Origin of the sequence: Streptomyces sp. NPDC002669 (assembly GCF_042889165.1) — a bacterium.
In the GTDB taxonomy this organism is placed as follows: domain Bacteria; phylum Actinomycetota; class Actinomycetes; order Streptomycetales; family Streptomycetaceae; genus Streptomyces.
Genome location: NZ_JBIAQQ010000002.1, coordinates 154,108 through 172,557, shown reverse-complemented (window position 1 = coordinate 172,557; position 18,450 = coordinate 154,108). Strand labels below are relative to the sequence as shown.

23 protein-coding genes are annotated in these 18,450 nt (G+C 69.6%); 10 read left to right on the top strand and 13 right to left on the bottom strand.

Annotated features, from left to right (window positions below; all coding sequences use genetic code 11):
* Nucleotides 1-530: 530 nt before the first annotated feature.
* Complete coding sequence (locus ACFYW1_RS03235; RefSeq protein WP_388986208.1) at nt 531-980, top strand: hypothetical protein; 450 nt, start codon at nt 531-533, stop codon at nt 978-980.
* A gap of 229 nt (nt 981-1,209) precedes the next feature.
* Here the strand turns inward: ACFYW1_RS03235 and ACFYW1_RS03230 are convergent, their stop codons facing one another.
* Nucleotides 1,210-1,356: a hypothetical protein gene (locus tag ACFYW1_RS03230; protein ID WP_388986205.1), complete on the bottom strand. Its 147-nt coding sequence runs from the start codon at nt 1,354-1,356 to the stop codon at nt 1,210-1,212.
* A gap of 251 nt (nt 1,357-1,607) precedes the next feature.
* Between ACFYW1_RS03230 and ACFYW1_RS03225 the strand changes: the two genes are divergently transcribed.
* Nucleotides 1,608-1,829, top strand: coding sequence for a hypothetical protein (locus tag ACFYW1_RS03225; RefSeq protein WP_388986202.1), 222 nt, complete (start codon nt 1,608-1,610; stop codon nt 1,827-1,829).
* 450 nt (nt 1,830-2,279) lie between these two features.
* On the opposite strand, the gene ACFYW1_RS03220 is transcribed toward ACFYW1_RS03225, so the two are convergent.
* The 5 genes from ACFYW1_RS03220 to ACFYW1_RS03200 all read right to left on the bottom strand — a co-directional run bounded on the left by ACFYW1_RS03220 (nt 2,280) and on the right by ACFYW1_RS03200 (nt 6,295).
* A complete protein-coding gene (locus ACFYW1_RS03220; protein ID WP_388986199.1) occupies nt 2,280-2,636 on the bottom strand; it encodes a hypothetical protein in 357 nt (118 codons plus the stop codon).
* 281 nt (nt 2,637-2,917) lie between these two features.
* Nucleotides 2,918-3,187, bottom strand: coding sequence for a hypothetical protein (locus ACFYW1_RS03215; RefSeq protein ID WP_388986196.1), 270 nt, complete (start codon nt 3,185-3,187; stop codon nt 2,918-2,920).
* Between the two features lie 266 nt (nt 3,188-3,453).
* Nucleotides 3,454-4,710, bottom strand: a complete 1,257-nt coding sequence (locus ACFYW1_RS03210) for a WD40 repeat domain-containing protein (RefSeq protein WP_388986194.1) — start codon at nt 4,708-4,710, stop codon at nt 3,454-3,456.
* Between the two features lie 452 nt (nt 4,711-5,162).
* Nucleotides 5,163-5,720 carry a GNAT family N-acetyltransferase gene (locus ACFYW1_RS03205; protein ID WP_388986191.1) on the bottom strand — a complete coding sequence of 186 codons (558 nt, stop codon included), beginning with the start codon at nt 5,718-5,720 and terminating at the stop codon, nt 5,163-5,165.
* A gap of 227 nt (nt 5,721-5,947) precedes the next feature.
* Entirely contained in the window at nt 5,948-6,295 is a 348-nt protein-coding gene (locus ACFYW1_RS03200; RefSeq protein ID WP_388986188.1) for a transposase, read from the bottom strand.
* A gap of 219 nt (nt 6,296-6,514) precedes the next feature.
* On the opposite strand from ACFYW1_RS03200, the gene ACFYW1_RS03195 reads away from it, so the two are divergent.
* A complete protein-coding gene (locus ACFYW1_RS03195; protein WP_388986185.1) occupies nt 6,515-7,171 on the top strand; it encodes a hypothetical protein in 657 nt (218 codons plus the stop codon).
* 4 nt (nt 7,172-7,175) lie between these two features.
* On the opposite strand, the gene ACFYW1_RS03190 is transcribed toward ACFYW1_RS03195, so the two are convergent.
* Nucleotides 7,176-7,331, bottom strand: coding sequence for a hypothetical protein (locus ACFYW1_RS03190; protein ID WP_388986182.1), 156 nt, complete (start codon nt 7,329-7,331; stop codon nt 7,176-7,178).
* A gap of 558 nt (nt 7,332-7,889) precedes the next feature.
* Between ACFYW1_RS03190 and ACFYW1_RS03185 the strand changes: the two genes are divergently transcribed.
* Genes ACFYW1_RS03185 through ACFYW1_RS03175 form a run of 3 tightly spaced genes read left to right on the top strand, consistent with a single transcriptional unit; the run spans nt 7,890 to nt 9,142 of the window.
* The gene (locus tag ACFYW1_RS03185) at nt 7,890-8,522 is read left to right on the top strand and encodes a TetR/AcrR family transcriptional regulator (RefSeq protein ID WP_388986179.1); all 633 of its coding nucleotides are present in this window, start codon (nt 7,890-7,892) and stop codon (nt 8,520-8,522) included.
* A 3-nt stretch (nt 8,523-8,525) separates the two neighbouring features.
* Entirely contained in the window at nt 8,526-8,759 is a 234-nt protein-coding gene (locus tag ACFYW1_RS03180) for a hypothetical protein (protein WP_388986176.1), read from the top strand.
* Nucleotides 8,756-9,142, top strand: a complete 387-nt coding sequence (locus ACFYW1_RS03175; RefSeq protein ID WP_388986173.1) for a YrdB family protein — start codon at nt 8,756-8,758, stop codon at nt 9,140-9,142. Before ACFYW1_RS03180 ends, ACFYW1_RS03175 begins: the two co-directional genes overlap by 4 nt.
* Here ACFYW1_RS03175 and ACFYW1_RS03170 read toward each other — a convergent pair.
* The 3 genes from ACFYW1_RS03170 to ACFYW1_RS03160 all read right to left on the bottom strand — a co-directional run bounded on the left by ACFYW1_RS03170 (nt 9,132) and on the right by ACFYW1_RS03160 (nt 11,001).
* Nucleotides 9,132-9,524, bottom strand: a complete 393-nt coding sequence (locus ACFYW1_RS03170; RefSeq protein ID WP_388986170.1) for an antibiotic biosynthesis monooxygenase family protein — start codon at nt 9,522-9,524, stop codon at nt 9,132-9,134. The two genes, ACFYW1_RS03175 and ACFYW1_RS03170, sit on opposite strands and share 11 nt — an antisense overlap.
* 54 nt (nt 9,525-9,578) lie before the next feature.
* Nucleotides 9,579-10,253, bottom strand: coding sequence for an SDR family NAD(P)-dependent oxidoreductase (locus ACFYW1_RS03165; protein ID WP_388986167.1), 675 nt, complete (start codon nt 10,251-10,253; stop codon nt 9,579-9,581).
* 274 nt (nt 10,254-10,527) lie between these two features.
* Nucleotides 10,528-11,001: a cupin domain-containing protein gene (locus ACFYW1_RS03160; RefSeq protein ID WP_388986164.1), complete on the bottom strand. Its 474-nt coding sequence runs from the start codon at nt 10,999-11,001 to the stop codon at nt 10,528-10,530.
* A gap of 66 nt (nt 11,002-11,067) precedes the next feature.
* On the opposite strand from ACFYW1_RS03160, the gene ACFYW1_RS03155 reads away from it, so the two are divergent.
* From ACFYW1_RS03155 to ACFYW1_RS03145, 3 genes are all read left to right on the top strand, one after another.
* The gene (locus ACFYW1_RS03155) at nt 11,068-12,030 is read left to right on the top strand and encodes a DUF5937 family protein (protein ID WP_388986161.1); all 963 of its coding nucleotides are present in this window, start codon (nt 11,068-11,070) and stop codon (nt 12,028-12,030) included.
* 116 nt (nt 12,031-12,146) lie between these two features.
* A complete protein-coding gene (locus ACFYW1_RS03150; RefSeq protein ID WP_388986158.1) occupies nt 12,147-12,839 on the top strand; it encodes a recombinase family protein in 693 nt (230 codons plus the stop codon).
* Between the two features lie 218 nt (nt 12,840-13,057).
* Complete coding sequence (locus ACFYW1_RS03145) at nt 13,058-13,885, top strand: SDR family oxidoreductase (RefSeq protein ID WP_388986155.1); 828 nt, start codon at nt 13,058-13,060, stop codon at nt 13,883-13,885.
* Between the two features lie 434 nt (nt 13,886-14,319).
* Here ACFYW1_RS03145 and ACFYW1_RS03140 read toward each other — a convergent pair whose 3' ends face one another.
* Together ACFYW1_RS03140 and ACFYW1_RS03135 are read right to left on the bottom strand one after the other, a co-directional pair.
* Nucleotides 14,320-14,865: a transposase gene (locus ACFYW1_RS03140; RefSeq protein ID WP_388986994.1), complete on the bottom strand. Its 546-nt coding sequence runs from the start codon at nt 14,863-14,865 to the stop codon at nt 14,320-14,322.
* 250 nt (nt 14,866-15,115) lie between these two features.
* Nucleotides 15,116-15,763 (bottom strand): DUF6518 family protein, encoded by a 648-nt coding sequence (locus ACFYW1_RS03135; RefSeq protein ID WP_388986151.1) that lies wholly within the window; start codon nt 15,761-15,763, stop codon nt 15,116-15,118.
* A 333-nt stretch (nt 15,764-16,096) separates the two neighbouring features.
* On the opposite strand from ACFYW1_RS03135, the gene ACFYW1_RS03130 reads away from it, so the two are divergent.
* Nucleotides 16,097-16,762 carry an MSMEG_1061 family FMN-dependent PPOX-type flavoprotein gene (locus ACFYW1_RS03130; RefSeq protein ID WP_388986148.1) on the top strand — a complete coding sequence of 222 codons (666 nt, stop codon included), beginning with the start codon at nt 16,097-16,099 and terminating at the stop codon, nt 16,760-16,762.
* 304 nt (nt 16,763-17,066) lie between these two features.
* Here ACFYW1_RS03130 and ACFYW1_RS03125 read toward each other — a convergent pair whose 3' ends face one another.
* The gene (locus tag ACFYW1_RS03125) at nt 17,067-18,389 is read right to left on the bottom strand and encodes an erythromycin esterase family protein (protein WP_388986145.1); all 1,323 of its coding nucleotides are present in this window, start codon (nt 18,387-18,389) and stop codon (nt 17,067-17,069) included.
* Nucleotides 18,390-18,450: the final 61 nt, after the last annotated feature.

Here is an 18,450-nt window from a genome sequence, read left to right as displayed (position 1 = left end):
ACCGTTCGTCAACAGTCTTCTTCTGTCTCGAATTTCCCGAGATCATCGGGGTTCCCGGATCTCTCGGACGGTTCGAATGGCGGGCTTCGGTGGCCCCGGAGCCTTTGCGTGAAAGGAGACGGGGGCATTCGCGATCAGGTTGCGCAACCCTCCGAAAAAAACTTCCTGGAACACCACGCAACCTCATGGCGCGATACCCCGTCCGGAGAGTGGGCGGGAGGGCATGACGATGCCGTTCCCGTGGCAGCGACAGCCGTCCTGGCGCACAGTCATGCAGACTCAGAATCAAGGGAGTTGGGGTGGGCCGGCCGGAACGCGGGCAGTTGGAGCGGGGCAGCGGTCATCGACCGTCACGGGAGTCACCCGCCGCACGGGGATGTCGTTGTCGACGAGAACGGGCAGCACCTCCCCAACCGCCGGCGAAGTGCTGCTCCTCGCCATCGGCAGAGCCGATCCACTCGTGCGGCGCCATGGTCTACGGTCTCCTATTGCACCAGCACCGATCAGTTCAGCAACGGAGAAGTACGCACATGCGCAGGACAGCAACCCTCACCATCAGTCTGCTCGCGGCGGCGGTCCTGGTGACCGGGTGCGGCAGTGAGAAGAAGGACGCAGGCCCGGCCAAGGCGAGCGAAATCTCGGCAGGCGGCGAGGCGAAGGGCTCGTCCTCGGGGAAGAAGGGCGTCCCGCATCAGGTGGTCTTTGAGGTGGGTGGCACGGGTGCGGCCCAGGTCATGTGGAACGGGAGCAGCAACCACTTCGAACAGGTGACGCTGCCCTGGACCAAGACGGAGCCCATGCAACTGGAGGGCGCCGAGCTGAAGGTCGGTGTCACGGTGTCGGTGGTGCCGGGCTCGGTCAAGGGCCCGGACGGGATGCTCAAGCCGGCCCCGTGCACGATCAAGGTCGACGGCAAGCAGGTCGCTGACAACCAGAACGGCAAGTCGGCCGAGCCCTGCGAGTACAAGCTCAAGGACTGACGGCCGGCACGCGCTTCGCCTCGTTCCTGCGAGGCGTCCGCGTATGCTCCGCCGCACCGTCATGCGTGGAACAGCCCGCGGTGCGCCGGGGTCGGCCGGTCTCGGCGCTCGCGCGCGAGCGACCTCCAGGAGGTTCCATCGAGCCGGCGGAACCGCGTGGCGTCCAGCAGGACCTCATTTCGCAGCCGGCCTGTGCGTCGGCCTCCAGCTGGGCTCGGCCCGGGACGAATCAGGGGGCCGAGATGACCACCATGAAGACCTCGTGCCCGGCAGTATCAGTGCCCTGCCGTACGCCGGGCACCCCCGTGGCCCTCTTCGGCGACGAGGCGTCCGCGGTGACGAGAGCCGTGCCCGGCGGGACTTCCGGAACCGGCATCCGATTCACCGCAATGATCCTTCCAGGGCGAGGACGTGGCTGTAACGTCAGCCACGAGCCCTCGCAGGAAGGGCCATCGAAGTAGGGGGAGGACTGTGCCAGACATTTCCCGGCGCGCACTCTTGGGTGCCACCGGCGCAGTTGCCGCATCGACACTTCTCACGACAACCGAAACAGCACAGGCCGCCGAGACCGCGGGTGGCACGGACGGGCACACACCACACAGCACCTCGAAGGAGGCCGAGACACTCATGGCCAGTGGCAGTCAGACCCTCAAGTACGTGGCATACATCGGGAGTCCCGACATGGAGGTGCTGAACGACGCGACGTTCGGCGTCGGTGCGGACCCCGCCGACATGTGGGCGTATCTCGACGATGCCACGGCACGTCTCCGGGAGAGACATCCCTCGTATTCCTTCACCCCCCGTCTCGTCCGGTACGACCAGGTCACCACCGAGATACCGCGCCCGTAACGCACACTGCGCCGGCCCCGTCCCCAGCTGGGCCGGCGCATTCGCGAAGTACCGAACCGCGGATCGGGCAGTGCCACGACCCCGCGCAACGAGGTCGTCCTTCCCGCACCAGGGCCCAGTCGGGCCGCCGGCCGAGCGCCGCCCGCACGACCTCTCGCCCCCGCCTCGGCCGGGCCGGACGCGGCCGTACCCGCCTCGGCCCCCACATCGGTCGGCAGGCCGCCCCTGCCGTCTGATCGTCAGTCGTCCGGTCAGGTATCGCAAGGTGCCGTTGGACAGATCCATCGAGGATGGGTGGACAAGCAGGCGAAGCTCCTGGCGGAGACGGGTGACCTTGGTCGAGAACGCGTCCGCCAGGAGCTTCGTCGCTGTGCAGGGCCGTCCAACGCGTGGTCACCACCGCCGGACCAGAAAGGCTCACCCCCCTGTCGCATTCGAGCCGGTGGATTCTCACTCGTTCTCATTCGGGCCGGCAGATGCTTGCCGACCGGGCTGTGAGCCACGAATCCGTGCGACGCCCTTGTCCAGGTCCACGGCGAGTGGCGGGCTCTCGGCAGGCCGGACGTTCTTGCGGATCCTCTCCTGCTCCATCGCCCGCTTCACCGCTTGTGCTGCCGGAGAGAACTCCTCCGCCAGTGCCGCGGTACGCCCCTTCGTCTTGCGGTAGTAGATCCATCCGCGGCGCTCTGCCCATAGCAGAGCGCGATCCACCAAGATCAGGCAGACGCCGGCAGCGAGGCCGACTGTCACCACGAGCAGAGCGCTTCTCATACCGTCGAAACGCAGCAACCCTCTGTCGCGTTCCACACCCCAGCCACAGGTACGGCTGCACGACGACCCCGACTTCCGTGCAGGCCATGCCGTTCGGGAGTGCCAAAAGGCATCGCCCTCAAGTAACACGGCAACCGGGGAGGTCATCGGCTCGCCGTCCGTCGGATGTACTGCGACAGGATCATCACCCCGCTGCGAGGGTTCACCGGTGACGGAACCCGGGGAATTCCATGCCCACGGAATTCCTGCGGGGTCCCGGCCCCACAGGAGGCTCCTCACGCACACGCGTAGAGGCCGACGCCCTCTCGGTCCCGGGTTCAGGCCGGACGATGCCCAGCGGTACGGATCCCCGCCAGGTGGGTCAGCGGCGCTCCCGTCCGGACCATGAGCAGCCGCAGTTCCTCCTTCTCCGCCGTGGTGATCTCAACGTCCTCTTCCGACAGCGCTCCGACGAGGTCGGGGACGGCGATGTCCCAGGCGCCCGCCCCCGCGGCGGTGAGAATCATCTCTCTGTACGTGGGGCCGATACGCGGCACGAGGCACTCGACGGCGAGCGCGCAGCGGCGCAGGTAGTCATTCGTGTCCACATGTCCCCCAACTGTTGGTCTCTCCGTCCGGCTTCTCCGGCCGGCAAACACGTCCGTCGTCGACGCATCCCACGCCCACGCCCAACCTACGGCGCGATCCGACACCGCAATGCCACGATCGGCACCGAGCGGCCTGCCGCAACCCCGCCGGCAGGCCGTTCCCGTCACCCCATATGCCCGTCGGCGGCAGTACGCGGATTCCGGTTCCCCACGGCAGTCGACAACGGGTTTCCGCCTCGCGGGCTCCTGCCCGGTCCGCGGGGATGTCAGGCGCGGAGGACGACGATGCGGCCGTCGTCGCCCCCGCATACCAGCAGATCGCCGGCGTCCGCGTAGACGACCCGGTGGATGCGGCCCGTTCCCGTGCGCAGCTCCGGGTCGAGGAGCGCGGTGCCGGTGGCGGGGTCGTGCAGTGCGACCGTGCCGCGGTCGCCGACCGCGAGACGGGTGCCGTCGGGGGAGAACGCCCAGGCGTAGCACGTGCCCCACCGGTCGGTCCGGTACTGCTCCGGGAGGGTCCACCGGTGCGGACCCGGGACCGCCCACGCCAACGCGCCCGTGTCGAGTGCCATGGCGAACGGGCCCTCGGCGAAGCCCCCGGCGGCGATCAGGAGCCGCTCCGTCGGGTCGAAACCGAGCACGCCCACACCGCCGCAGCCGGCCGCGGCGCGGCGCTCCGGGTCCAGGTACGGGAACGGGAACCCGTGGCGCTGCACCTGCCGCCCGGTGTCGACGTCCCAGACCTCGACGTGGGCCGGGCCCATCCCGAACGCGAGCGCCAGCAGCCGCCCCGACGGGGACAGGGCACCGGCCCGGCACTCGGGCTGCCGCGCCACGTCGAGGTCCAGCAGCGGTGCGCCCGCGGCGTCGAGGACGCGGACCCGGTTCCCCGCGTCGAAGACCAGCAACCGTGCCCGGGCCCGGTCCCAGGACGGCTGCAAGCAGAACGGATTGAAGTCCGAGTTCCGCCACTGCTCGTAGGAGGCGAGGGTGCGCGAGGTGCCGGTGGCGAGGTCCAGGTGCCGGGTCTCCCCGTTGAGCGCGTAGACCACGCCCTGCCCGGTGGCGTCGAAGCGGACCGTGTGCACGAACGTCTGCCGCTCGCCCGCCGGTTCGGTGTGTACCGGGCGCCGGACGCCGGTCGCGACGTCGAGCAGGTGGATCTCGGCGCCGTGGGCCCCCTTGAGCATCGTCCCGACCACGAGCGTGTGCCCGTCGGGGTGCACGTCGAGCGCCCGCGACGAACAGCGGTTCGGCGCGGCGGCGACCAGCACCGGCTCGCCGACGGCCGCCTCGGCCGGATCGCGGAGCGTCACGAACCCGTCGTGCAGCCGCTTCCGTGTCTCCTTCGCCAGGGCGTATCCGGCCTCGGCCCGCGACCCGCAACCCTTGGCGCTGTGCCGGGGCTTGCCGGATTCCCCGCTGCGGCTCTCCCTGCGCAGCGAATCGCCGTCCACCCACAGCCGGACGTATTTGGGCTTCGGGAAGCCGTGATGCACCAGCGTGATCTCATCCGTGTCCACGAGGCGGAACCCTAGTCAGGGGCACCGACAGGGGCGTGGGGTGCGCCGTCCCGGAGCATCGCGAGCAGCACGCCGACACGGTGACGGGCGTACGGGAGCCTCGGACGTCGGGGACTTCGACCGGGGGAGGCGGCGTGCAGTGGGTACGGAACGGGCCGACCGCCCCCGAGGTGCTGCGACGGGCCGCGGCCTCCGCCCGCCCGCTGCTCCGGCTCGGCGCCCCAGAGCCCCCGCTTTCCTCGCGGGGGTCTCGCCGCGCGCTACGCGGACCATCCGGACGGGAACCACCGTCGGTCGGCCGGGACCCGGCCGCTACGCCCGCGTTGACCGAACGGCTCGGTCATGACCCCGTGGTCTGGACACATCGGGCGGCGGCCAACGGTCCGCGCCCGCCGCTCCCCCGGCTCCGCGAGGGAGAAATCGTCCAGAGTTGTGGACCGGTTCGTTGCCGTCTACCGCTGTTCCCACTCGGTACGGGTGAGTTCGTACTCGACTTCACCGTGCTCGGAGCCCTCGATCGCCTCCGGCCAGTCCCCGGTGAAGGTCCGGACGAAGGACAGGCCCGACTTCTCCATGACGCGGCGGGACCGGGTGTTGACGGCCATCGTGTTCGCCGTGACCCGCTCGACCTCCAGGTCCGTGAACCCCTTGTGGATCAGGACCCGGGAGCCTTCGGTGGCGTAGCCGTGCCCCCATGCCGCCCGGTTCAGACGGTAGCCGAGTTCGACCACGGCGGGGCTGTGCTCGTCCAGCGGCCGGAACTCGAACCAGCCCAGGAAGGTGCCGGTGGTCCTCTCCTGCGCGGCCCAGTAGCCGCGGGTCCCCCAGCACGGGTGGTCGTGCAGGAGTCGCGGCAGGACCCGCGTCTCGACTGCCTCACGGCTGGTGGGGCGGCCTCCGTTGATGAAGCGCATGACCTCGGGGTCGTCGTCCAGGTCGATCAGGTGGTCGGTGTCGGCCGGCGTGAACGCGCGCAGGACGAGCCGGCCGGTCTCCAGGAAGTTGGTCATTCCGCGATCTTCACCACGGGGCAGCCGGGCCTGCCACCGGTTTTCCGGCCGGCGGCAGTCGGCGGGGTTCATGCCGCGCGCACCGCGGATCGCTCATCCAGGACGCCCCGCTCGAAGCCCGCCCCCGGCACGGACCAGTGCGACGAGGTGGGGTGCGTTCACGGCCTGCCACCGCTGCTGGGCGGGCTCCAAGCAGCTTGGAAACCATCGTCGAGGCGGCGGCCGCGCTACCGGCAGTCGCGCAGCAGGTCGGCCCAGGAGCCGGCCGATTCCCGGCAGCCGTCGCTCATGGCGATCAGCTCTTTGGCGCCGTCCGCGCGCACGCCCATCAGCACGGGAACACACGACTTCGCCTCCCGCAGGCGCATGCGCGGGTGGATGCCGTCGGTCCACACGTAGACATGGTCGTTGCCGGACAGATCGCGCCGGCCGAACGTCTGGTGGTCGGCCTGCCGCTCTGCTGGGTGAGCCGGGTGACCGTCGCGGACCACGATCCGCTCCTCCCCTTCGCCCTTCTCGTGCGCCAACTCGGCTGTGCGGGAGTCGGCTTCGGCCTTCAACGCGGCGGCCGGCATCCGCCTCGCGCGCTCCCGGGCGAACCTTGCCCGATCCGGCACCGCCGCCTCGACGGGTCGCACCCCGGGGCCCATGCGCGCATGTCGCCCTCGCGAAGATCAAGCACTCAAGTCCCGTGAACACATAGCATGCTGACGCACCAGTAGCCCTGGAATCGGGTGCTGGTGATCATGTTCAAAGGCTCGACCGGGGGGTACTGAGTGCGTTCAAGAGCAGGAGTGACAGTCCTCGCGACGGTCTGCGCGATGCTGCTGGCCAGTTGCGGTGGCAGCGATGCGGAATCGTCGCGCCCGAACGGCAACTCGGTCGAAGGGCACGAGGAAGTACAGGTCAGCCTCTCGGCGGCACAGATCCGCGAGGCCATGCCCGACGGCGACATGCTGCCCGACGGGGTGGGAGGCATCAGCCGCCCGGACACCTTCGAGGGCCAGGAGGCCGGTGAGAAGTGCAGGACCGAGACTGGCACCGCCTGCTCCGGAGTGGTGGCATCAGGTCTCCACGCCTACACCACCCACCCAGGTGAGGGCGACATCTTCTGGACCGCCTTCGCCTTCGACACCGCCGAGAACGCACAGGTGGCGTTGAAGGGCACGGTTACCAGCAAACGGAAGGACGACGAATCGGACGACCTCAAGGAACTGAAGGTTTCCGTACACGCAGACGAGGTCAACGCCTACTGCCTCCCTCCCTCGTACGACTACTCAAGCGGGAAGGACATGAAGTTCTATGACGCCACGGTGATGATGCGGATCGGAGGGGTCGTGATCCTGCTCGTCGGCTACGACATGCCCAACTTCAAGGTCATCCAGGAACTCGCCACGGGGGCCGCGGCTCGCGTGACCACGGTGGCCCGGGGGAAGAATCCTGACGCCTGACTGATCATTTCAGAACCGGATCGTCGACTGTGTTGCTGAGACCGGTCATCTGCAACCGCTCCGACCAGTCCGACAGGATCGTCGCTTCGTCGCGGGTGAGCTTGATCGTGATCTCTGGCTCTTCCGCCCCGGCCCCACCTCCTGCGAACGGGCGACTCAACGCTCCACGGCACAACCTACCGATCACCGTCCCCGCGAGATCGACCAGCCTTCATCAGGGCCGACATGTGCCGTCAGCCCTCGTCTCCGACGACGTGCCCGTGTCCATCACCGACTCGTACGTTCGCCACCGCGGCGCCCTCGGATCATTTGCCCGGACCCACCTGCCGAAGGATCAGGAGGCCCACGCCCGCGAGGCGCTCGCCGAGCCGCCTGGCATCGAGGGGATTCCGGGACCGCGCGGACTCCATGACCGTGCATGAGTACCCCGTCGACCGCATCGGCGGCCTTTGCGGTCACCGCGTCCGCACACGTCGCGCTCGGCCGCCGGAACGAGGACCACGACCTCTCGCCCTGCACGGGGCACCGCGTTCCCGCGGCGGCCGACCCGAGCAGCCCGTGCCGCTGATCACCAGCCGCCCGACGCGGCCGCCGACCGCAACTATTTACGATACGACCGTTGCGTAAAGAGTCGGGTCTCTCTACCCTCAATAACGAAACAGCCGTAGCGAAACGAGCGGAACGCCGGCCCACACCTCCGAGGAGAGGGAGCAACCCCGTGACAACCCCCGCACGCAGAGGCCGCCCCCGTAGCGAGGAAGCCGACGAACGAATCCTGCGGGCCGCCCACGAACTACTGGTCGAGCGGGGATACGACAAGTTCGCCATCGATGAAGTGGCCACCCGCGCCGCCGTGGCCAAGACCACGCTCTACCGCAGATGGCCCACCAAGGACCACCTGCTCGTCGCGCTCGTTGCCAAGATCCAGGACGAAGTGAGCGTCCCCGACACCGGCGACATCCGGCGCGACCTCAGCGTCTACCTCACCGCCGTCGCCGCCGGTCTCGACCGCATGCGCCACCCCGGCCGGGACACGGGACGTACGGACCGATCGGCCGGAGTCGTCGCCGAACTGGTGGCCGCCGCCGCCCGGCACCCGGACGTGGGCGACGCCGTGCGCGGCATGTTCGCCCGGCGCAACGCCCTGCCGCTCGCCCTGCTCGACCGCGCCCGCGAACGCGGCGCGCTGCCCGACGGCACCTCGTCCGAAGTCCTCTTCGACCAACTGGCCGGAGCGCTCTACTACCGACTGCTGATCACCGGGGCACCGATCGGGGCCGACTACGTCGAGGAACTCGTCGACCAGGCACTGGCACGGACCGGCACCACCCCTCGTTCGGAGAGGACCTGAACCATGTCCGCCATTTCCTCCGCCTCCACCCGCCCCAGCCGCATCCTGTTGGCGCCGGCCGCGCTCGGCACCTGCACGACGACCGATGCCGCCCGCACCCACCCGGTCCGGCCGACCGCATCCGCAGCGATCGAGACCGCGCCCCAGCAGGTCCGGGCCGCGCAGACCGACTCCGACACCCCCCTGCAGCAGAATTCCTCCATAGCCGGGACGGCCCGCACAGGGGCCGTCCGATGACCATCACGCTGGCCCTCGCCAACAACAACGCCATGCTCACCGTCCGCTTCCTCCTCGAACTCGCCTCCCTGGCCTGCTTCGGCATCTGGGCCTGGCGCCGGACTCCGGCACCCTGGCGCTGGCTCCTCGCCATTGCACTGCCGGTCGCCGTGGGCTGGGCCTGGGGCACCTTCACCGTGCCCGACGACCCGTCCCGGGGCGATCCCGGCTCCGTCGACACCCCCGGGCCGCTGCGCCTGCTGCTCGAACTCGCCGTTTTCTTCGGCGCGGTGGCCACACTGCACTTCGCCGACCTGCGCCGCACCGCCCGTCGGCTCCTGGTGATCATGGTCGCCTACCAGATCCTGGCCCACGACCGGATCGGCTGGCTGCTCAGCCACTGAAACGGTGCGGGTACGACACGACGTCGTCGGGGAACGTGGCAGCCATGCACTGGAACTCCGGACTGCCGAACGTCGTGGCAAGAGCCCCGATCGGCTCCCGGACCGCGACGTTCATCAGAAGTCGACTGCCCGCCGTTCCCTTGTGCATCTGCAGGGAGACGAATCCCGGCTGAGCCGTCATGAACTCCGCCTGCCTCCGGAAGAGGGTCAGGAACGCCTCGGTCCTCTCCTTCGGAACCAAGAAGGTGTTGGCCAGGCGATGGGCACGGTCTCCTCCTTGAACTGTGCGAACACCGGCGTGTTCGAGTCCGGGCTCTACAGCTTGGCCATCTTCGGTACTTCCTGTCGCAATCGGTTGTCCCAAGGTACCGAGGCCGGCCACCACCGTACTGGCGGATCAGAGATCAACGATGGTGGGACGGGGGGCCGGACGGCGTCACACGGTGAAGACGCGTTCGACTTCGTCGCGCTGCGTGTGCAGGTCCCAGTAGAGGGGGGCGACCTCCTCGGCCGAGGCCGCCGGTACTCCGGGTGGGCCGTCCGTGCCGATCCACACGCCGATGGCGACGTGCGCGGCCTGGACGCCGGTGTCGGCCAGTTCCTTGTGCAGGTTGAGTACCCAGTTGCGCAGCGCGGCCTGGGCGGCGTTGAGGTTGCCGAGCGTCGGAGTGGGGTCGGCCGAGCCGGCGCCGTTGGTGTAGAGCAGGGTGCCGGCGCCGGCCTCGCGCATTACGGGCAGCACGGCCCGTGTGGCGGCAATGGCCCCGTAGAGCAGGATGTCCATCGCCCACTGCACATCGGACGGGTTGGTCTCGGACGGAGCGGTGAGCGGCGTGGATTCGAGGCTCCCGCCTGGGGAGTACTCCAGGACGTCGATGCCGCCGAAGCGGGTGGCGGCGTCCTTGAGCGCCTGGGTGAGTGCGTCATGGTCGAGTACGTCCGCGGGGAACGCGGCGGCGGTGATGCCTTCGGCGTCGAGCCGGCCGGCCAGGTCGTTGAGCTTGTCGCGGTTGCGGGCGATGAGAGCGACGTCGAAGCCGTGGGAGCCGAAGGTACGGGCGATGGCCAGGCCCATACCGGGGCCGGCTCCGACGATGGCGATGCTGGGCACGGTGAATCCTTTGCTGGGAAGCCGTTGGGAAAGGGGTGGATCAGGCGACGGTGAGCGCGGTCTTGCCGAGGGTGCGGGCGCCGAACGCGGTGCACGCCTCGCCGACCTGCACCAGGTCGTAGGCAGAGATCATCAACACCTTGAGGACCACTGCGGACGAAGTCGGTCTCCGGACCCGGCTCGGTGGTGGCGCTCACGCGCGGGAGCAGTTCTACGAGCGCATTACAGGTAGTGGGGTGGGCCGGGGGCGGGGCACATGCCGTTGCCGGTGCCCTCACCGTCCGTAGTCGTCGACGAAATGGTTGTCGTGGGCTTCGTGAAGCCGGTTCAGGTCACGCTCGTTCACAGTGGCGAGCTGTGCGAAGTACTCCTCCCGCGGTACACCTGGCGAGAGTGCCATCAGGAGGGTGGCAGGTTCGGCGCGCTCCTTCCGGAGGGCGTGGACGTCACCCACCGCGGCATGCGCGGTGTCGCCGGGCAGCAGTGTTCGCCAGGCATGCCCATCGAAGTAGTCGACTTCACCTTCTTCAACGATGAAGGTCTCGCTGAAGGTCGTGTGAAAGTGCGGGGCAGGTCCCCGGCTGGAGGGCGACATGCGCCACCGGTAGATGCTCACGATCCCGCTGGTCTCCGCCGGGCCCGCGAGGACTTCGATGGTCGATCCGCTGGCACCCAGCCGGATCGTTCGCGTCTGTTGGGCTCGCTCGGGCTCCTTGGAACACCGGGCAATTGACTCCGTGTCGGTCATGACCCGAGTCTCGGTGCTTCGCCGTTCTGCTCGCGCTCACTTCGGCGGTGGCCTAACAATGGTGGAATGATCCGCTACCGATTGGGCGTTGGCGCTGCGAGCGTGCGGTGGGCGATGTCGCCGATACACGAAGTGGTCAGTCTTGCCCAGCTCTTGACCGAACCGCAGCGTCACCCGATGTTCCACCCGTGGCTTCGCCGTCGCCGCCACCGTCTCTCGCTCCCGGACCTGAGGGCGCTCACGGTCTTCATGGCCGATGGCGCGTATCGACCCGACTTCCTCGACCCATCGCCGATGTCCAGTGAGCCAACGTTCGAGGAAGGCATGGATGCCCTCCTCGCCGCGCCGGCGGACCAGACGTACGCCGAACTGGTCGACGCCACGAGGGGGCGCGGGGCAGAAACAAGCCGCCGATTGCTCGATGACCCCGACCGGGCCAGGTCCGAGGCCGCCGATGCGCTGCGCCGCCTCTGGAAGGCAGTTGTCGAACCGGAATGGCCGTCCATGCGGGAGGCGCTGCGTGCCGAGATGCTGGACCGGGCCCTCCAGGTCAACCGCGAGGGATTGCGCGCAGTCCTTCCGCGCCTGCACCCTTCCGCTGCGTGCGAGGGCGACACCATCACCGTCGAAAAGACCGTCGACATCGACGTCGACTGCCCTGAGGGACTCATTCTCGTTCCGTCGCTGTTCATCACCGACCGGATGCAGTGCACCACCTCGGACCACTGGACACCGGCGATCTATTACCCGGCATCCGGGCGGTACCTCTGGGCGGCACCTCCCACTCCGAGGTCGCTTGACCGTCTTCTGGGGACGACCCGATCGAGGATCCTGGCCGCGCTCGCCACTCCGCTGCAGACGACCGTTGTGGCCAGGCTGGTGAGCGTCACTCCCCCGACGGCCAGCGAACACCTGGCAATCCTGCGAGACGCCGGGTTGATCGACAGCAGCCGGGCCGGTCGCACGGCCACGCACGAGCTCACCAAGGCTGGACGTGCTCTCCTTGACGCGGCCTCGCCGCGGCCATGACAGGTCGGGGAGCTGCTGATGGGCAGTCAAGCGCGGCGCCTACCGCAACCAACCCTGCGGGCGGCCCGCACGACACCGTCGCCGACTGCAAGCCGCTGCCCTCGAAGCCCGAACAGATGACCCCAGCCGTCCCCGCCGACCGAGGTCCGGGGCGGCCGTGGCGGCCGGGCACCCCGCCGTCGGCGCCGATCGACCCGGACCTGCCGAGCGCGGACATCCGCATCGGCTACGCGAGGTGCTCGACGCTCGGGCAGGATCTCGACTCCCAGCTCGATGCGCTCAGCAAGCACGGCATCCCGAGGGAGAAGATCTTCAGCGAGAAGATCAGCACCCGGGTGCGGGTCCGACCGAAGTTCGAGGAGGCGCTGCGGACCGCGCGGGAGGTCAAGGCGCACGCCCCGTACTGCCGGGTCATCTTCACCGTGTACGAGATGAAGCGCCTCGGCCGCGACGCCGCCGAACTCACCGCACTCGCCGACCACCTCACCGCCCACGGCCTGGTCCTGAAGATGCTCGCCGGGCCCCTGCCCGGCATCTACGACCCCACCGGCCCAAGCAAGCTGCTGTTCGCGTTCTTCGCCGCGATGGCGGAGACCGTCGAGCAGATCCAGCCCTACCTGATCGTTCCCACCGGCAAGCGCAAGGGGCAGAACCCCTCCGTCGCCAGCATCTACCGGGCGCTCACCGAACACGCCAAGCGCGAGGCGTACCCCGAGGCCGTCGAGCAGGCCCACGCCGGCTTCGCCGCCCTCCAGGTCGGCGAAGCCCCCGGGCCCCGCCCCGCTATCCCTGACCGAGCGCCACTCTGATTACAGAGAGCTACTGGTCACTTCACCGTCGCTTCGGGAGAGCAGGGCCGGTGTGATCGTGTCCTGTCGCACTGAAGCCGGCGGATTCTCACTCGGTCTCAACCGTGTTGCCGGATTCTCACTGCTTCACCCGCCGCGCTGCTGTTTCTGGCCTGTCTCAGCGGAGTCTGATCAATCTCACCAGCGCGTGAGTGGCACCTCCTCTACCGTGTCGCACCATGACCATCCTGATCATCGGCGGCAGTGGGTTCCTGGGCACCGAACTGGTCCGCCAGGCAGCAGCAGCGGGCGATGCGACGGCTGCGACCTTCGCCACTCGGCCCGGCAGTACTCCAGGTGTCTCGTGGCACGCCCTAGACCTACGCGACGTTGATCTCATCGAGGCGGTCATGGCCAACGTGGAACCTCGCGTGATCGTCAACGCGACGAGCGGCGGACCCGATTGGGCGGTCACGGCCGAGGGGCCGGTCCGCCTGGCGATGACCGCGGCGAAGCACGGCAGCCGCCTGGTCCATGTATCCAGCGACGCCGTGTTCTCCGGCGTTCGCGTCCACTACGACGAATCCTGCCTCCCCGACCCGCTCACCCCCTACGGTGCCGCGAAGGCCGCGGCGGAGACCGGCGTCCGCCTCGTGAACCCGGGCGCCGTCGTCGCACGAACCTCCCTGATCATCGGCGACCAGCGATCGGACCACGTACGCGCGGTGCACGAGCTCGCGGTCGGCGCCCGTACCGGCGTCCTGTTCACCGACGACATCCGCTGCCCCGTACACGTCGCCGATCTGGCCGCCGCCCTCCTGGAACTCGCGTCCAGCGACCGGTCCGGCGTTCACCACCTGGCAGGAACCGACCCCGTGAGCCGCCACGAACTCGGCACCCTCATCGCCCGGCGTGACGGGCTCGACGCCTCCCGGCTCCCTACCGGCCTGCGGGCCGACAGCGCACTTCCCGGAGCACTCGACGTCCGGCTCGACAGCCGTGCCACCCAGGAACGGCTCCGGACCAGGCTCCGCGGCGCCCGCCAGTTCCTCGCCCGGGGGACGTGACCTCCACTTCCGAAGCGACTCGATCGCCCACGCTCGGACTCCGGTGAAACCACGCGGACCGCGATGAGGCAGGACGGCTCCGGAGCGTGTGCTCTGGTTCCGCGAGAGCCAGCTCGGCTGAGAACACCGTCCGGGCCAGTTCCCACACCACCTGGCAGCCCTGCAAGTCACAGCCCCACCCGCTGCCAACTGAAATGAGACGGGACAGATCGGATCGCTGCCGCGTAGGGCGTGGTGCGGGTTCGTGGGCGGTCCGGGAGCCGCTTCGGCGGCGAGGGCGGTGAGGAAGACCGGGGCGGGTGTCCGCGTGGACAAGGGTGCGGCCGTGGTCGATCCTGACCCGCATCGAGCGGGCGACGGCCCTCACGTGGCCGATGCCGCGTGCTTCGAGGGCGGTAAGGAGCTGGGGGCCCGGCCATAGGCTTCGTCGCGGGTCACCCAGGAAGCGGTGATTTTGGCGTCCAGTGCGGCTGTGACCATCTCGCCGGCCGGGCGGGGCTCGGTGGCGAACCGCACCGTCCCGGGTATCCCGGCCTCGGGCGGCGTTCGGGATCGTTGGCCCAGGAGTGCCCGGGGAGATGGCGCCGTCGGTCGAGCAGGGCCCGCCCCCGGCTCGTGGCCAGTGCGGGGAACACTCCGACCCGGGTGTTCTCGTTGTGACCCGCGGTGCCGTTGTACCGCCTCTGCGCTCCTGCCGAGGCCCGGCCCTTCTTCAGGAGGCCGGTCTCGTCGACAACGAGAACGGCCCCGTCGTCGCCGAGGTGTTCGGCGGCGTGGGCACGCAGGTCGTCGCGGACCACGTCGGCGTCCCAGCGGGCGTAGCGCAGCAGACGCCGCATCGGCCCGGACCGGGTATGACCCGCCTGTTCGGCCGGCTGCCGGCAGTTCCTGTGTTCGCCGTTCGACAACAGCCCGAGCAGGTGGGGGCGGGCGGTGGGCCGGGGCTCGACTCGGCCGAAGCGTCCCCCGCTCCGGGCCATGCCCTGGTCGGACATCGGCCGCCGGCGGGCAGGAGCCGCGCTATGGCCTGCGGCCCCCGCACGATCTTCAGGAGTCCACCCAACCCCCGATGATCACGCGGTGGCCGTACCCGTTGCCGCCCAGGGCGGCGACAGGATCGCGAAGTCGAACCGGAGTACTGGGGGACAAATCTCGGCACGACAGCCGGCGGTACAGCGGATGGCGACAGCAGTCGTTCTGGTTCCGGGTCGAGAGTGTGCGAAGGATGTATCAGCCGAGGGCCGGCGACAGGATCAGTTTTACGAAGATGAGGTAGGCCAGTAGCGAGAAGGGGACGGCAGCCAGGAAGGTCAGTGCGCGTTCTTTGTGGGTACGGCCCATGAGCAGCACCACGAGGACCAGAACGGCGAGGCAGGCCCATGCCTGGGAGGGGTAGTGCAGACCCCAGGCGTAGTGGATGGCCTCCATGCCGAAAACGCCCCCGAGGGCAGCGAGGCCGACAACGCGGTGGCGCGGGCTGTTGCCTCGCCACCAGGAGCCCGCCACCCCGAACAGGGGGCCGGCGATGAACGCCATGCCCAGCCAGACGAGGGGAGCGAACAGAGAGCCCATGCCGTCGCGCATGACCTCCGCGTACCCGTAGTAACCGACGACGAGGCCGGACTCGGCGCACAGACCCGCGACGGCGGCCGCGGGCAGGCTGACCTTCCGGGCCAGCAGCGCGCCCGCGGCGAAGGCGGCGACGGACCAGACCGCACCGGAGTTGGCGATCTGGTTCCATTCCCCCGGAAGCCAGCCCTGGGCCAGGTTGGTCAGTATGCCGAGAAGAAGTCCTCCGGCGAATGCCGCCGCCGTTGCGTAGGCCCAGGCTCTTCCGTTCGTGGCGGCCACCGGGGCGACGGCAGGGGAGGTGTTCATGGTGGTGCTCACTTCTGTTTCGAGGGCTGCGAGGCTCACGCCCCTTGGTGCAGTTATAAGGATGCGCGAGGCTATGAGTGCGTTCCCTGCGGATACCTCGCCGGCCGCCTGCCCGCCCCGGCCTTCCTCACCGCCTCGCCGCCGGAGCGGCTCCAGGCCCGCCCTTCCTCCGCCGACCAGCACGCGCCAAAGGCGTGAACGCCTTCCCGGCGATCGCAAGGCGGAGGAGGGAGTGGACGCGGAGCGTCGGCGACCGACGACAACGCCGCGAGCGCGCACACCGGGGCACGCGAGCCCGGCATGATCCAAACGAGAGGCCCTAGGGTGGTCCGCATGACGATCGACACGGGAGCCGCGGGCTTGCTCTTCGAATCCCTCCGGGCGGACGCCCTCACCGCCCCGGAGCAGTTGCGCGAGCTCTACCCGCAGCCGAACCCGAACTCGCTCCGCAAGGAGATCGACCACCTGACCGAGGAGGCCCGGGCGCTGATCGGCTGTTCCTCGCTGGTGTTCGTCGGCAGTGCGGACGCCGGGGGCCGGGCGGACGTGACGCCGCGTGGCGGCCCGGCCGGGTTCGTATCGGTGCTGGACGAGCGGACCTTGGTGATTCCCGACGCGACCGGCAACAAGCGGCTCGACACCCTGCACAACGTGCTGGAGACCGGACACGTCGGCCTGCTCTTCCTCGTCCCCGGCCGCCCGACCACGCTGCGGGTCAATGGCCGCGCCTGCGTCTCGGCGCGCCCGGAACTGCTCGCCCGGCTCACTCCCGTCGGAAAGCCGCCGGTCACGGCGCTCGTGGTGGATGTCGAGCAGGTCTATCCGCACTGCCCGAAGTCGCTGATGCGCGCCGGCGCCTGGCAGCCGGAGCGGTGGGTGCCCGCCGATGCCCAGCCGACCAGCGCCGAGGTGACACTGGCCCAGCTGAACCTGCCGGGACTGACCGTCGGCCAGGTCGAGGAGGCCGAACGGGAGTCGCTGCGCCTGCGTTACGAGTGAGTTGCCGGTCGTCCGCGGGCGGATCGTATCCGCGTCGGGGAGACTTCGGCCGGACAGGAGCCGTCGCCCCTGCCGCGCCGTGCGATGACCGGGCCCAGGCAGGAACACCGCCGCCGGCAGCGCCGCGACGCCAGCGGTGGTGGCGGACGGGTCCGGCCGGTGGAGGTCGGTGGGTGTGCGTTCCTCTCCCCGGGCAATGGAGGTGCCGGCCCCTGGGGACCTCGATCGGCTGCTCGTCGACGCCGACGGACTCCTCCTGGGGCCGTGCCTCACGGAAAGCGGCCGGAGCGGGCGTCGTGCCTGCTCACAGCGATGGCGGCCCGGTTTCGATGTCGATGTCGGCCACGGTGGAGACCGGGGTGTGCAGGATGCCGTCGAACGCGTCCAGGACGGGGGTGTGCAGGAAGGTGCTCTGCAACCGGATGCGGTCGGGACCGGGGCCGGGGATGGAACCGGGGGCGGATTCGGCGGCCTCCGTGCGCGCCCGGCGGAGATCGGCGAGGCCGAGTCCGGTACCGGCGGCGGTGAAGGCGGCCTCGATGCTGTCCGGCTCGGGCGGTTGCAACGCGGTGTGCTCGATGGTGAAGCCGAAGCGCGCCTGCTCGTCGCGGACCATCTCCGCGGTGTGTCCGCCCGAACTGGTCAGGCCGAGGGCGAAGTAGTCGTCGCCGAGGGCGTTGTGCAGGTACTGCCCCATCGGGAACCCGGTGAGGTGGCCGTTGAAGGAGATCGGCGACTTCTGGATGTGGGCGTTGTGGGCCACCAGCACGACGCGGGCTCCGGGTTCGGCGCGCTCCAGGTGCCACCGGACGGAGTCGGCCATGTAGAGGTCGCGGGCCGAGGTGTCGGCGGTCAGTCCGTTCCCGGCGAACAGGCCGGCCATGGCGCGGAAGCCGTGGTCGGCCTGGCAGGCGCCCTCGACGCGGCGCAGGGCGATGTCGTAGTCGTGCCGGTCGCCACGGGCGACGTACAGCGGTTCGACGGCACGGAACCGGATGAGCAGGCGCGCCAGGGTCGAGGTGAGGGCGTCCTGGTCGGCGACGGGCAGACGGGTCCACGCGGGCGCGGCGGTGGCCGCGGAGGTACCGGCGAACGATTCGGCGATCCGCATCGCCTCCTGGACGAGCGGGAGGGTGTCGGGGTCGATCCGGCGCAGGTAGTCGGCGACCGGGGCCAGGGCGGGCAGCAGGGATCCACCGGCCGCCGGGATGTCGATGCCGGCGAACCGCACGGGTGACGGGGCGGTGCGGTTGTGCCGGCGGATCCGGCGCAGCGGCCCGTCGACGCCCACGGGGACCGCCGAGGCCAGATGGTTCCTCAGGTCGTCGTCCGTGCCCTCGCCCCGGCCCCAGGCGTCGAGGTCGAAGCCTTCGCTGAAACCGTGTTCGAAGGCCAGGACGGTGAAGCCGCAGCGTTCGACGAGGAACCGTACGATGCGTTGGCGCAGGCGGATGAACTCGTCGATGAAGTGGGAGTGCTCGCCGATCGCGACGACCCGCGCGTCGCCGACGAGGTCGCGCAGCGGCTCCAGGTCGTCGAGGGGTGCGTCGGGGTCGAGATGGGTGAGGGGGATCGCATGGCCGCCGAGCCAGTCGGCGAACGGGGCGGGGCGGGTCGTGGCAGACATGCTGACAACTCGATTCTCGTGCCGGGGATGAATCAACTGACGTGATGGAAGTGGGGCACCG